This window comes from Saccharothrix longispora (assembly GCF_031455225.1).
GTDB classification, from domain to species: domain Bacteria; phylum Actinomycetota; class Actinomycetes; order Mycobacteriales; family Pseudonocardiaceae; genus Actinosynnema; species Actinosynnema longispora.
Genome location: NZ_JAVDSG010000001.1, coordinates 1190551 through 1204045 on the forward strand (window position 1 = coordinate 1190551; position 13495 = coordinate 1204045).

12 protein-coding genes are annotated in these 13495 nt (G+C 72.7%); 3 read left to right on the forward strand and 9 right to left on the reverse strand.

Annotated elements, in window-relative coordinates; genetic code table 11:
- Positions 1-36 precede the first annotated feature (36 nt).
- The 5 genes from J2S66_RS05345 to J2S66_RS05365 form a co-directional block, all read right to left on the reverse strand.
- Positions 37-696: a response regulator gene (locus tag J2S66_RS05345; RefSeq protein WP_310304451.1), complete on the reverse strand. Its 660-nt coding sequence runs from the start codon at positions 694-696 to the stop codon at positions 37-39.
- Entirely contained in the window at positions 693-1847 is a 1155-nt protein-coding gene (locus J2S66_RS05350; RefSeq protein ID WP_310304454.1) for a sensor histidine kinase, read from the reverse strand. Before J2S66_RS05350 ends, J2S66_RS05345 begins: the two co-directional genes overlap by 4 nt.
- A complete protein-coding gene (locus J2S66_RS05355) occupies positions 1844-2671 on the reverse strand; it encodes a CPBP family intramembrane glutamic endopeptidase (protein WP_310304457.1) in 828 nt (275 codons plus the stop codon). Before J2S66_RS05355 ends, J2S66_RS05350 begins: the two co-directional genes overlap by 4 nt.
- 297 nt (positions 2672-2968) lie before the next feature.
- Positions 2969-3991: an LLM class flavin-dependent oxidoreductase gene (locus J2S66_RS05360; RefSeq protein WP_310304459.1), complete on the reverse strand. Its 1023-nt coding sequence runs from the start codon at positions 3989-3991 to the stop codon at positions 2969-2971.
- A 52-nt stretch (positions 3992-4043) separates the two neighbouring features.
- Positions 4044-5087, reverse strand: a complete 1044-nt coding sequence (locus tag J2S66_RS05365) for a methyltransferase (protein WP_310304462.1) — start codon at positions 5085-5087, stop codon at positions 4044-4046.
- Between the two features lie 36 nt (positions 5088-5123).
- On the opposite strand from J2S66_RS05365, the gene J2S66_RS05370 reads away from it, so the two are divergent.
- On the forward strand, positions 5124-5327 hold the full coding sequence (locus J2S66_RS05370; protein ID WP_310304464.1) for a hypothetical protein: 204 nt from the start codon (positions 5124-5126) through the stop codon (positions 5325-5327).
- Between the two features lie 24 nt (positions 5328-5351).
- Positions 5352-7013 (forward strand): lysine--tRNA ligase, encoded by a 1662-nt coding sequence (lysS, locus tag J2S66_RS05375; protein ID WP_310304467.1) that lies wholly within the window; start codon positions 5352-5354, stop codon positions 7011-7013.
- A gap of 99 nt (positions 7014-7112) precedes the next feature.
- Here lysS and J2S66_RS05380 read toward each other — a convergent pair whose 3' ends face one another.
- Positions 7113-7865, reverse strand: a complete 753-nt coding sequence (locus J2S66_RS05380; RefSeq protein ID WP_310304469.1) for a MerR family transcriptional regulator — start codon at positions 7863-7865, stop codon at positions 7113-7115.
- Between the two features lie 247 nt (positions 7866-8112).
- Here J2S66_RS05380 and J2S66_RS05385 point away from each other — a divergent pair, with 247 nt between their 5' ends.
- Complete coding sequence (locus tag J2S66_RS05385; RefSeq protein ID WP_310304472.1) at positions 8113-8271, forward strand: hypothetical protein; 159 nt, start codon at positions 8113-8115, stop codon at positions 8269-8271.
- 145 nt (positions 8272-8416) lie between these two features.
- Here J2S66_RS05385 and J2S66_RS05390 read toward each other — a convergent pair whose 3' ends face one another.
- From J2S66_RS05390 to J2S66_RS05400, 3 genes are all read right to left on the reverse strand, one after another.
- Positions 8417-9910 carry a family 43 glycosylhydrolase gene (locus J2S66_RS05390; protein ID WP_310304477.1) on the reverse strand — a complete coding sequence of 498 codons (1494 nt, stop codon included), beginning with the start codon at positions 9908-9910 and terminating at the stop codon, positions 8417-8419.
- Between the two features lie 39 nt (positions 9911-9949).
- Positions 9950-10849 (reverse strand): arabinan endo-1,5-alpha-L-arabinosidase, encoded by a 900-nt coding sequence (locus J2S66_RS05395; RefSeq protein ID WP_310304480.1) that lies wholly within the window; start codon positions 10847-10849, stop codon positions 9950-9952.
- Between the two features lie 385 nt (positions 10850-11234).
- Entirely contained in the window at positions 11235-13454 is a 2220-nt protein-coding gene (locus J2S66_RS05400) for a rhamnogalacturonan lyase family protein (RefSeq protein ID WP_310304483.1), read from the reverse strand.
- Positions 13455-13495 lie beyond the last annotated feature (41 nt).

Genomic DNA, 13495 nt, shown 5'->3' on the forward strand with positions numbered 1-13495 from the left:
ACCCGTCCGGCCGGGCGCGGAACGCCCCCCGCCGGCTCAGGTCACCAGGCCCCGGCGGTAGGCGTAGACCACCGCCTGCACGCGGTCGCGCAGGTCGAGCTTGGTGAGGATGCGCGACACGTACGTCTTCACGGTCTCCTGGCTGATCACCAGCGCCGCGGCGATCTCGCCGTTCGACAGGCCGTTGGCGATCAGGCGCAGCACCTCCAGCTCGCGCGGCGCCAGCGGCACGTCGGTCGGGGCTCCCGCCGGCGGCCGGATGCGGGTGGCGTACCTGCCCACCAACTGGCGCGTCACCTCGGGGTCCAGCAGCGCCGCGCCGGCGGCGACGGTGCGGATGCCGTGCAGCAGCCGGTCGGGCGGGGCGTCCTTCAGCAGGAAACCGCCCGCCCCCGCGCGCAGCGCCTCGTACACGTACTCGTCCAGGTTGAACGTCGTCACCACGAGCACCTTGACCGGGTCCGGCACGCCGGTGCCCGCCAGCAGCCGGGTGGCCTCGATGCCGTCGAGGACCGGCATCCGCACGTCCATCACCACCACGTCCGGGCGCAACCGGCCGGCCAGTTCGACCGCGGTCCGCCCGTCACCGCACTCGCCCACCACCTCCAGGTCCGGCTGGGCGCCGATGATCGTCGCGAACCCGGTGCGGATGAGCGCCTGGTCGTCGCAGACCAGGACCCGGATCGGCGCGGTCACGACGTCCCCCCGGCGGGAATCCGGGCCCGGACGACGAAACCGCCGCCCGGTCGCCCGCCCGCGTCGAACTCGCCGCCCAGCACGTCGACCCGTTCGCGGAGCCCGGTGAGGCCTCGCCCGTCGCCACCGGGCGAGGCGTGACTCGCCCCCGCGCCCTCCGTGGTCACCTCCACGGCGATCTCCCCGGTGGTGTGGTGGACGCGGACCGCGGTGCGGCTGCCGTGGGCGTGCTTGAGCGCGTTCGTCAGCGCCTCCTGCACGACCCGGTAGGCCGCGGCCTCGGCGCTGCCCGCGGTCTCCCGGGGCCGGCCTTCCTGGTGGAACTCGACCGGCTGGCCCGCCTGCCGCGTCCGCTCGACCAGGGCGGCCAGCCCGCCGGGGGAGCGCGTCCCCGGCGGGGCGCCGTGGTCCGGGTTGAGCAGGTCGAGCAGGTGCCGCAGGTCGGAGATGGCCCGGCGGCCGGTGTCGGTGACGGCGGTGAGGGTCCGGTCGAGGCGTTCCGGTGCGGCGGTCAGGTAGCGCGCCGCCTCGGCCTGGACGACCATGGCCGTCACGTGGTGCGTCACGACGTCGTGCAGCTCGCGCGCGATCCGCGTGCGCTCGGCGGCCCGGGCGGTCTCGGCGACGTGCCGCCGGCGCTCCGCCTCGGTCTCCCGCGACAACCGCAACCACGCCCCGGCGCCCCACGCGATGGCCAGTGCCAGGTAGAACGTCACGTACCCGGCCACGCCCTCGTCCACCCCGCGCCGTTCGAGCGCGACCGCCAGCGGCACGTACGCGGCGGACACCAGGACGGCGGCGGTCCGGCGGTGCCGCTCCAGGTGGGCGCCCGCGCTCAGCAGCGCCACGGGCAGCGCGATGGTGGCGAAGGTGTGGAACCCGTGGAGCTGGTCGACGGCGAAGCCCGGCGCCACCAGGGCCAGGCAGGCGGCGGGCCACCGCCTGCGCACGGCCAGCGGGAGGCATTCGAGCGCGACCACCGCGACGGTCAGCGCGTCGAACGGGCGGTGCGGCAGGGCGCCGAGCTGCGTCCCGTAGTCGCCCGTGCCCGGCAGCAGCGACACGGCGGCGAGCAGCAGGGCGGGCGGGAGGTCCCGGACCGCGACGTCGCACCGACGCCACAGGTCCCGGAGCCGCCGGACGTCGATCACGGGGCGAGCGTAGCGGCGGCGCGGTCCGCGCGGCGGCGCGGGACGACGTGGCCCCGGCGGTGCGCGAGCCGCAGGAACGCGGCCGTCAGCACCACACCGGCCGCCACCGCGTAGAGGCTCCCCTCGGGGCCGAACGCGCCGCCGGTGATCGGGGTGGGACCGGAGAGGGTCGCGTCCAGCAGGCCCTTCGCCGTGTCGCCGCCCGAGACCTCGGCGCCGAAGACGCCGCCCAGGGCGAAGTTCCAGCCGAAGTGCAGCCCGATCGGCACCCACAGGGTGCGGGTGGCGGCGTACGCGGCGGCGAGCATGAAGCCCGCCTCGATCGAGATGGCGACCGCGCCCCACGGGCTCGCGTCCGGGTTGAACAGGTGCGACGCGCCGAACACCGCGCCGGTGAACAGCAGCGCGACCCACGTGCCGGTGCGCTCCTCGACGATGCGGAACAGGACGCCGCGGTAGAGCAGCTCCTCCGTCACGGCGGCGGCGGCCATGAAGCCGAGCAGCCCCACCGCACCCGTCGGGGAACCCCAGCCGTCGACCTCGTAGTGGCCGAGCAGGGCGATGTTGAGGACGACGGCCCCGCACATCGCCACGCCGATGAGCAGCCCGCGGCCGATCGCGGTGGCGGCCCCGTCCCGCCCCACCTCGACGGGCGCCCGGCGTTCGGTCCGCCGCACCACCCACGCGTAGGCGAGCACCGCGAGCACCGCCGTCGCGGTCCCGAGCGCGAGCGTGAGCCAGGGGTTCCCCCGCGCGGCGGCGACCCCCTGGTTGCCGACGAGCGCGACCGCGAGGACGGTCACGAGCTGCTTCACGAATCGCACGACTGCTCCTTCACCCGGCCGCGACGGGGGTGCCGCGGCCAGGGGGAACGCTAGTGAGCGCACGACCTCCGCATCATCACCGCGAGGTGGACACCCGCGGGTAGCTCGCGCGGGGGACAAGCGGCCCGTCACACCGCCGGTGCCGCTGTCCTCGCAGTGGTTCTCGTCGCACGCCCCCCACGTCCCCTCCTGCCGCGACGAGGTGATCGCGGCGGCCCGGCGGGCTCGTGCCCGGTCCTCCGAGCACGGTCGAACCCCGTCGCGGCGCCGCTCCGACCGGGTGGTGCGCCGGCGGGGTCAGCGCCAGCCGAGGGCCGGGGCGACGTGGGTGAGGATGCTGTCGAGGACGTGGGTGTTGTAGTCGACGCCGAGCTGGTTGGGCACGGTCAGCAGCAGCGTGTCGGCCTCGGCGATCGCCTCGTCGGCGGCCAGCTGTCCGATCAGGACGTCGGGTTCGGCGGCGTAGGTGCGGCCGAAGACGGCCCTGGTGTCGGCGTCGAGGTAGCCGACCTTGTCGGTGCTGTCGCCGTCGTCGCCGAAATAGGCGTGGTCGAGGTCGGAGGTGAGGGCGAAGATGCTGCGCGAGACCGAGACGCGGGGCTCGCGCTCCCACCCGGCTTCCGCCCACGCCTTGCGGAACGCCCGGATCTGCTCGGCCTGCTGGACGTGGAACGGCGCCCCGCCCTCGTCGTTCTTCAGCGTCGAGCTCATCAGGTGCATGCCCTGCCGCGCCGCCCAGACGGCGGTGGCGTTGGAACCGGCGCCCCACCAGATCCGGTCGCGCAGGCCCGGCGAGTGCGGTTCGACGCGCAGCAGCCCCGGCGGGTTGGGGAACATCGGGCGCGGGTTGGGCCGGGCGAACCCCTTGCCGTGCAGCACCTCCAGCAGCACCTCGGTGTGCTTGCGGGCCATGTCGGCGTCGGTCTCGCCCTCGCTCGGCTGGTGGCCGAAGTGGCGCCAGCCGTCGACCACCTGCTCAGGCGACCCCCGGGAGAGGCCGAGCTGGAGCCTGCCGCCGGAGATCAGGTCGGCGGCTCCGGCGTCCTCGGCCGTGTACATCGGGTTCTCATAGCGCATGTCGATCACGCCGGTGCCGATCTCGATGCGCTCGGTCCGGGCGCCGATCGCGGCCAGCAGCGGGAACGGCGACGCCAGCTGCCTGGCGAAGTGGTGCACCCGGAAGTAGGCGCCGTCCGCGCCCAGCTCCTCGGCGGCCACGGCCAGGTCGACGGCCTGCACCAGGGCGTCCGCCGCTGTCCTGGTCTGCGAGTGCGGGCTGTCGGACCAGTGCCCGAAGGACAGGAAACCGATGTTCTTCACGTCCGGGGCAACGCCCCGACGCGCTGGTTGATTCCTCAACCACTTTGCCCGGTCAGGTGGCGGGCACGCCCTCCACGATCGACAGGCGGGTGTCGGTCGGGAGCACCCTGGTCAGGCGGAAGCCGGCCCGGGCGAACAGGGCGTCGAAGTCGGCGCGGGTGCGTTCCCGGCCGGTGAACGAGCTCATCATGAGCAGGTCGATGACCTTGCCGGGATCGGGGTCGTTCCCGGGCGGCACGACGGCGTCGACGACCAGGACGCGGCCGCGGTCGGAGACGGCCCGGCGGCACTGGCGCAGGATGCGCAGGGCGTGCTCGTCGTCCCAGTCGTGCAGGATGCGCTTGAGCAGGTAGGCGTCGCCGGGCGGGGCCTCGGTGAAGAAGTCGCCCTCGGCGAGGTCCCAGCGGTCGTCGGCGCCGAGTTCGCCGAGCCGGTGGCCCGCGAGCACGTGCGGCTGGTCGAAGAGGACCCCGCGCGCGTCCGGGTGCTCCCGCAGCACGGACAGCAGCAGGCCGCCGTGACCGCCGCCGACGTCGACGACCGTGGCGTCGGGCGGCAGGTCGAAAGCCCGCGCGACGACGGGGTTCTCCGGGTCGGACATCGACGCCATGCCGACGTGGAAGACCGCCGCCGTCTCGGGGTCGCGGGCGAAGTGCTCGAAGAACGGCATCCCGAACAGCCGGTCGAACGGGGTCCTCCCGGTCCGCACGGTCTCCTCCAGCTCGCCGGCGGGCCGCCAGAACGTCGTGTCGGTGATCATGAGGACCGCCGGGGCGAACGACGACGGCACGTCGGTGCGCAGCAGTTCCGCCGAGGGGGTCAGGGCGAACCGGCCGGCGTCGTCCTCGGTGAAGATGCCCCGGGTGGCGAGCAGGCGCAGCACCCGGTGCAGGTTGAGCGGGTCGGCGCCGACCGCCCCGGCCAGTTCGGCGACCGGGCGCGGCCCGTCGGCCAGGTGGTCGGCCACGCCCAGGGCCGCGGCGGCGCGCAGCGCGGCCGGGAACAGGTAGCTCAGCGCGAGGTCCATGAGGGCGAAGCGGAGGTCGTCCTCCGCCGGCCGTGCGATCGGGTCGGGGGAGGACGCGGCAGCAGTCACCCCAAGTACTGTATCGACTACGCATGGTGATCACCAGTGTCGGTTCCCGTCCACCTGGCGATCGTGCACCTGCCCTGCGGCAGCCTCTCCGGGCTCGACGGCGAGGAGTCGCCGGCCTGGAAGCGGGGTGCCGTCGTCCCCGCTGCGCCGGTGACCGACGCGCCCGTGGCGGGGCGTCACCCGTCCGGCGTCCCCCGGCACGCGGCGCGCCGGGGCGCCCTGGGACAATCGGGCCGTTGAAATGCCTGAAAGGATGTGCTCGCCGTGGATCGCTCGACCGAAGCGGATTGGATTTCGAGGCTTGCGGACGAGGTGCTGGCCGAAGCCGATCGACTCGCTCCGGGCAAACCCGTCGTGTGCGCCTCGGGGCTGAGCCCGTCCGGGCCGATCCACCTGGGCAACCTGCGCGAGGTCATGACACCCCACTTCGTCGCCGACGAGATCCGGCGGCGCGGTCGGGAGTGCGAACACCTGATCTCGTGGGACGACTACGACCGGTTCCGCCGGGTGCCCGCCGGCGTCGACCCGTCGTGGGAGGAGCACATCGGCAAGCCGCTCACCGCGGTGCCCGCCCCGCCCGGCAGCCCGCACCCGAGCTGGGCGGAGCACTTCAAGGCGGCGATGATCGAGTCGCTCGCCGAGCTGGGCGTCACCTACCGCGGCATCAGCCAGACCGAGCAGTACACGTCGGGCCGCTACCGCGACCAGGTCCTGCTCGCCATGCGGGAGCGCGACCGCATCGACGCGATCCTGGGCCGCTTCCGCACCAGGAAGAAGACCGAGCCGGCCGACGACCCGGACGGCTCGGGCGACGCGGCGCCCCAGGGGCGGTACTACCCCTTCAAGCCGTACTGCTCGGCGTGCGGCAAGGACCTCACCACGATCACGGCCTACGACGACGACACCACCGAGATGACCTACACGTGCGCCTGCGGCCACGGTGAGACGGTCCTGCTCTCCGAGTTCACCGGGGGCAAGCTCGTGTGGAAGGTCGACTGGCCGATGCGCTGGGCCTACGAGGGCGTGGCGTTCGAGCCGTCGGGCGTCGACCACTCGTCCCCGGGCTCCTCGTTCGAGGTCGGTGGGCACATCGTGCGCGAGGTCTTCGGCGGTCGGCAGCCGATCGGCCCGATGTACGCGTTCGTCGGGATCACCGGCATGGCCAAGATGAGCAGCTCCGCGGGCGCGGTCCCGACGCCGGGCGACGCGCTGCGCATCATGGAGCCGGCCGTGCTGCGCTGGCTCTACAGCCGCCGCAAGCCCAACCAGTCGTTCAAGATCGCTTTCGACCAGGAGATCTACCGCCTGTACGACGAGTGGGACGCCCTGGAGCAGCGGGTGCGCCAGGGCACCGCGAACCACGCCGACGCCACCGCCCACGAGCGCGCGGTCAGCACCGCCGAGGTGCGCCTGCCCGCCACGCCGCGCCCGGTCTCCTACCGGATGCTGGCGTCGATGGCCGACATCACCACCGGCGACGAGGAGCAGATGCTGCGCATCCTCGGCGGCGTGGACGGCGAGGACCCGATCACCGACCTGGACCAGGTCCGGCCTCGGCTCGACTGCGCGCGGCGGTGGGTGGAGCGCTACCTGCCCGCAGACCAGCACACGCGGGTCCTGGACGAGCCGGACGCCGAGCTGGCGGCCTCGCTGGACGAGGAGCAGCGGCAGATGGTGGGCAAGCTGCTCGAACGCCTGGACGAGCACTGGACGCTCGACGGCCTCACCCGGCTGGTGTACGGCGTGCCCAAGCTCCAGGCCGGTCTGGACATGGACGCGGCCCCTACGCCGGAGCTGAAGGTGCTCCAGCGGTCGTTCTTCGTGCTGCTGTACCGGGCGCTGATCGGCCGGGACACCGGGCCCCGCCTGCCCACGCTGCTGCTGGCGACCGGACCGGACCGGGTGCGCAAGCTCCTGGGCGACTGACCGCGCGGGTCGGCGGCCGGTGGAGGACCGGCCGCCGACCCGCGCGGTGACGTGCGGTCGGTCCCGTCCCGCCGGCGCCGGCCGCACCCGGGCCGGGGTTCAGCCGGCCGCGCCGAACACCTCGGTCAGCAGCGCGGCCGCGTCCTCCGGGGCGCGGACGTCGAACTGGAGGTCGCCGGCCGACAGGTGCAGGCTGAACTCGAAGAACGCGCAGCACCGCTGCTCGGCGGCGGCCAGTCCGGCGACCCGCCCGGCCAGGTTCGCGGGCAGGGTGATCCGCAGCCCCCGGTCGATCGCCCGCCTGCCGGTGGCCCGCTCCAGCAGGCGCCGCCAGGCGCGGACGCGTTCCGCCCGGTCGTCGTCGACGAGGGCGCACGCGATCGGCGGTGCGCCCCGTTCGCCGGGGCGGGGGCCGCGCGGCTCGACGGTCACCGGCACGGGCCCCGGCCCGCCGTGCGGGAGGCCGCAGCCGGGTGCGCAGCGGCCGGGCGGTGGCGGGCCGTCCAGCTCGTCCAGCGCGCCGCGCAGCCGGTCGGTGAAGGCGCGCAGCTCGGCGGCGGTCCGCTCGGTCCGGGCGATGCGCTCCCGGAGCATCGGCCGGAGCCGGCGGCGCACGTCGGTGCACACCCCGTCCTCCCAGACGTCGAGCAGCTCCCTGATCTCCTCCAACGGCAGGCCGAGGCGCTTGCCCGCGGTGATGAAGCCCAGGCGCTCGACCGCGTCGTCGCCGTAGAGCTGGTAGCCGGACCCCGACCGCTGCGCCGGCAGCAGGCCGGCCTGCTCGTAGAAGCGCAGGGTGGTGGGGCGCAACCCGACCCGCTCGGCCAGCTGCGAGATGCGGTACGCGGTCACCCGGCGACGGTAGACCTTCGAGCCGACTGGAAGGTCAAGCCGGAACCGGGCGCCCGGTCACCGGCGGTACCCGCCCGTCGGCTACCACCGCGCGTCCGCGGCCGGCGGACAGCCCCGCACGGTCACCGGCACGGCCTGCCTGCGCGAGGCCCGCACCAGGACGGCCCGACCAGACCAGGCCGATCGCCGAGGTCACCGCGAGCCCGATCCAGGTGAACGCGGTGAACAGCCGCCCCCCCGGGTCGCCGTGGCTCGGGCAGGTAGCCCGACGGGCCGGTGGTGGACGGGCCGCGCCCTGGTGGAGCCGTTCGGCGAGCCGACGCCCGTCGTCGTGCTGGGGGACTACCCGGCGTACTTCCAGGTCGAGGACGTCGTGGCCGGTGACCCGACCCGTGCCGCCCGGTGAGGGCGCGGTCCCGCTGCGCGCCGCCGCCGACTGGTGCGCCCGGTGGCGACCGGAGGGGACGCGTCGCGTGACCGGGTCGCGGGTGCCGATGGGGGAGAGGCCATCGGCACCCGCGGTGGGAACGGCGTTGTTCCCGGTCGGTGTGTCAGTTGGCGGGTTCGCCGGAGGGTGCGGGCAGTTGCGTGCCGAGGCGGACGGGCGTGCCGAAGTTGGGCGTGCCGTCTGCGTTCCAGGTGAACTTCTGGGCGCGGGTGGAGCGGTTCATGTCGCAGCCGCCGCCGGCGGAGTCGTTGGCGTGGTAGACGATCCAGTCCTCGGTGCCGTCTGGGGACTTGAAGAACCCGTTGTGGCCGGGGGCGTAGACGCCGTTGCCGTCGTTGCGCTGGAAGACGGGGTTGGGCGACTTCGTCCAGTGGGCCCGGTTGAGCGGGTCGCTGCCGGTCAACGTCAGCAGACCCAGCTTGTAGTCCGGGCCCCAGCACGCGCTGGCGGAGTAGACGACCATGGTGCGGCCGTTGTGGTACAGCGGTTCCGCGCCTTCGTTGACCGGGTGCGTCTGCCGTTCCCAGGACAGGGTGGGTTGGGAGATGGTGCGTCGCGCCCCGCTGACGGTGTAGGGGTTGGACAGCGGGGTGATGGTGAGCGACTGGGTGCCGTCGGTCGCGCTGCCCAGCAGGTACAGCCTGCCGCCGTGTTGCAGGATGCTGGGGTCCAGCTCCCAGGTGTTGCCCAGGTCGGCCTTGAAGCTGTACGGGCCCATCGGGTCGGAGCCCGCGCTTTCGAGGACGTGCAGGCGTTGGGTGGGGTTGAAGTCGGGCACGTTCTGCCCGGCGACGTAGTAGAGGTACCAGCGCCCGTTGAGCAGGTGGAACTCCGGGGCCCACATGTTGCAGCAGCCGTTCGGGCGACCCGCGAGGTTGAACACCACCTGGTCGGCCGCCGTGGCCAGGCCCGCGAGGGTGCGGGAGCGGCGCATGGTGATCGTGGAGTTCCACGTCGTGGTGGCCAGGTGGTAGTAGCCGTTGTGGTACTGGAGCCACGGGTCCGGGCCGTTGCGCTTGATCGGGTTGGCGAACGTGCCCGGCGTGCTCGACCCCAGTTTGACCAGCTGCCACTGCTGGTTCGCGCCGCCGGTGTCGGGCCACTGGATGACCTGGGCGCCGTCGGCGGTGGAGAAGTCGAGCACGTCGACCGCCTTGCCGGCGGCGCGGTTGAGCAGGCGCACGTGGCCGCCGTCGGAGTCGGCGAGGCGGAACTGCTGGCTCGTGCGGTTGGCGTCGGTGTTCTGCACCAGGCCGGTGCGGTCGGCGGTGGACGGGAAGTCCAGCACCTTGCCGCTGTGGCGCGACTTCAGCCGGTAGTAGCCGCCGCCCGAGTCGACGAACTGCCACTGCTGCCACGCACCGTCGTTGCGGGTGTACTGCGAGATCCGCGCCCCGTCGTTCGTGGCGAGGTCGTACACGTCGAGCGCTTTGCCGCTGTTGCGGTTGACCAGCACGTAGGAGGCGCTGGTGTCCACTGTGGCCGCGAGCGCGGCCGGTGGCAGCGCGGAGGTGAGGCCGCCGAGCACGGCGGTGGTGGTGGCCAGGACGAGAGTGGTCCGCCGTCGTCGGCGCGAACCGGTGGTGATCGTTGCCAAGGTCTTCTCCCTGCGACGCTGCACGGTATTCGCGTGCGGTCAGTGGACGTAGGGCCAGCCGGCCGAGTCGAGCCCGAGCAGGTTGATGCCGAGCAGCGACGCGCCGTTGTCGGCGTAGTAGTGGTAGAGGAGGACGTCGCCGTCGCTGTCCGCCAGCACGTCCTGGTGGCCGGGTCCGTGGACGCTGCCCTGACCGGCCAGGATCTCGGTGCCGCCGCCCGAGGTGAGCGCGGTGCCGTTGCGGTCGACGTAGGGGCCGGTGACGCTGGTCGAGCGGCCGACCATCACCCGGTAGGTGCTCGCCGCCCCCTGGCAGCACCGGTCGAACGACACGAACAGGTAGTAGTAGCTGCCGCGCTTGACGATGTTCGGAGCCTCGATCGCCCCGCCGTTGCGCCCGGCGATGGAGCGCACGGTGCTGTCCGAGCGCAGCCCGGTGGACGGGTTCAGCGCGATCATCTTGATGCCCGACCAGAACGAGCCGAAGCTCAACCACCAGCGGCCCGAGTCGTCGACGACCAGGTCGGGGTCGATGGCGTTGAAGTTGTCGCTGGTGCGCGACTCGACCACCAGGCCGCGGTTGGTCCACGTGCCCGAATTGCCGCTGGGGCTGGTGGCCAGGAAGATCGCCGACCGGTTCGAGCCGAACGTGGAGGCCGAGTAGTACATCCAGTACTGGCCGTTGCGGTAGGACAGGTCCGGCGCCCACAGGTTGCGCGAGTTGTTGGTGTAGGTGTTCGCCCACGGCGTGCCGCCGGGGAAGGCCGCGCCGGCGTTGCGGAACGCGGTGCGGTCGGTGGAGGTCTTGAGCGCGATCCCGTTGCCGGTGTGCGCGATCAGGTAGCTGCCGTCCGAGCGCTTGACGGCGCTCGGGTCGTGCACGCCGATGTCACCGATCACCCGGCCGGGTGCGGGGTAGGCCGATGCGTGCGGTGCCACCGCGACTGTCACGGCGAGCGTGCTCAACAGCGTCAACGCCAGTTTTCTCAATGAGACCACGTTGTCCCCTAATGCGTCGGATCGGTGGCGGCGGCTGTGCTGCGTGGGTCGCAGCGGTGAGCGCGCTTCCGGGGAGCGCTCCTCGACCATAGGAGGTGAGCGGCGAGCGGACAAGACCTTCTGTTATCGCTAACAAGGCTTGTTGTGGTCGAATGGATTCGATTCTGTATCGTTCACATCGCTCTGACCTGCGTGTTGTGTCGGGCGCCTCTTGCTGTCCCATTCACGAGACCGCAGGATTTTTGTGATCGCTAACAGCGAGAAGTGGGTACGCGCGTGCGCCCGGCTCGTCGGCTCGGGCGCACGCGCGTGGTTCGTGGGGTGGTCAGCCCGCGTAGTGGATGTCCGGTCGGGGCGGGGTGGTCATGCCGTTGCCGATGTGGAAGCTGGGGTGCGGGGGCTGGTTGTAGGCGGTGTTCTGCCAGGCGATGGCGACGCGGTACTGGGTGTCGTGCATGAGGGTGGGGATGCGCCGGTCGGTCTGGGTGGGCGTCGAGTAGATGCGCAGGGCGGTGTTGTCACCGGTGCGCCAGACGACCTCCTCGCGCCAGTCGCCGAGGATGTCGCCGGAGAGCGCGGGGGTGGCCTTGGTGCCGTTGTTGGCGGCCACGCCGGCGCCCGTGAGCAGGCGGGTGTCCCCGCCGGTGCCGTACTTGTCGATGCGGGTCTGGTCGAGCAGTTCGCGGCTGGGGTCGCCGTCCCACCAGATGAGGAAGTTCGCCGAGGAGGGCTTGCGGCCGACGTTGGCACCGCTCGGGCTGCGCAGGCTGCCGTCCGCCGACGACCAGGATTCGGCGCCGGGGCTGCCGGGGTGGATGTCCCCGGAGACGCCTCGGCCGTTGTCGCTGCCCGAGGCGGTGGTCCACAGGCGCTGACCGGTGCGGGCGTCGGCGAACCAGGAGCCGGGCTTGGACGTGTCCTCGGAGACCTTGAAGTACTCCAGGCCCGGCCGGGAGGGGTCGAGGTCGCCGACGTGGCCGGCGTCGCCGTGCCCGAGGCCCGTGGTCCACAGGCCGCGGCCGTTGTCGTCGATCGTGGCGGCGCCGTAGACGATCTCGTCACGGCCGTCCTGGTCGACGTCGGCGATGCTGAGCGAGTGGTTGCCCTGCCCGGCGTAGCCGGAGTTGCCCGACGCGTTGGAGTCGAACGTCCAGCGCTTGGTCAGCGCGCCGTTGCGGAAGTCCCAGGCGGCGATCACGGCGCGGGTGTAGTAGCCGCGCGCCATGACCAGGCTGGGTCGGGCGCCGTCGAGGTAGGCGGTGCCGGCCAGGAAGCGGTCCACCCGGTTGCCGTAGCTGTCGCCCCAGGAGGAGACGGTGCCACGCGGCGGGTCGTAGTTGACCGTGGACACCGCCGCGCCGGTCCGGCCGTCGAACATGGTCAGGAACTCCGGGCCGGCGAGGACGTAGCCGGAGGAGTTGCGGTGGTCGGCGGAGGCGTTGCCGATCACCGCGCCCCGGCCGTCCCGGGTGCCGTCGGCGGTCTTCATCGCCACCTCGGCCCGACCGTCACCGTCGTAGTCGTAGACCTGGAACTGCGTGTAGTGCGCCCCCGCCCGGATGTTGCGCCCCAGGTCGATGCGCCACAACCGGGTGCCCTGGAGGGTGTAGGCGTCGATGAAGACGTTGCCGGTCACGCCGGACTGGGAGTTGTCCTTGGCGTTGTCCGGGTCCCACTTGAGCACGAACTCGTAGTCCCCGTCACCGTCCAGGTCGCCGACACTCGCATCGTTGGCGACGTAGCCGCTGCCCGGCGACTGGATCGGCACGTCGCGGTAACCGGAAGCGAACGCCAGCGACGCGGGGGAGGCGGCCTGCTCGGTGCCGTTGACCACGGCGCGCACCGTGTACGACGCATCCGCCGTCGCCCCACCGTCGAGGTAGTTCGTCGAGGCGGTGATCGGCGAGGAGTTCAGCTTCGTGCCGCCCCGGTAGACGTTGAACCCGACGTCCTGCGGATCACCTCCCGACCACCGCCAGCTCACCAGGTTTCCGCTGCCCGACCGCACGCTGACCACACCCCGGTCCAACCGCTCCACCTGCTTGCGGCCGGTCGGGTCGCTGGGTGCGGGGTTGGAGGTCGTGGTGGTGGTGGTCACGCCGGTCGTGGTCGTGGTGGTGGTCGTCGTGGTGGTGGTCGTGGGGGCGACGCCGCCGGTGCACGTGGTGCCGTTGAGCGCGAACGAGGACGGCGTGCCGACGTCACTGCCGCTCGTGGTCCCGTTGAACCCGAACGTCACCGTGCCGCCGGTCGGGACCTGTCGGTTGAAGTCCACGTTGGACGCCGTCACGCTCGCGCCCGAGGCGGCGAACTCGGCGTTCCAGCCCTGGCCGTACCGCTCGGCGCCGGGGAACGTCCAGGCCAGCCGCCACCCGTCCAGCGGATCGCCCAGGTTCGTGACGGTCACGGCGGCGGTGAACCCGCCGGGCCACTTGTTCTGCACCGTGTAGTCGACCTTGCAGCCGGGTGCGGCCGAGGCCACTCCCGCTATCAGGAGGCCGCCGGTCAGTGCGCTGATCGCCGCAGCGGCAGCGACCACTCGCACCCGCGAGGTTGTGAGCACCGTTGCTCCATTCGCTCTGCCAT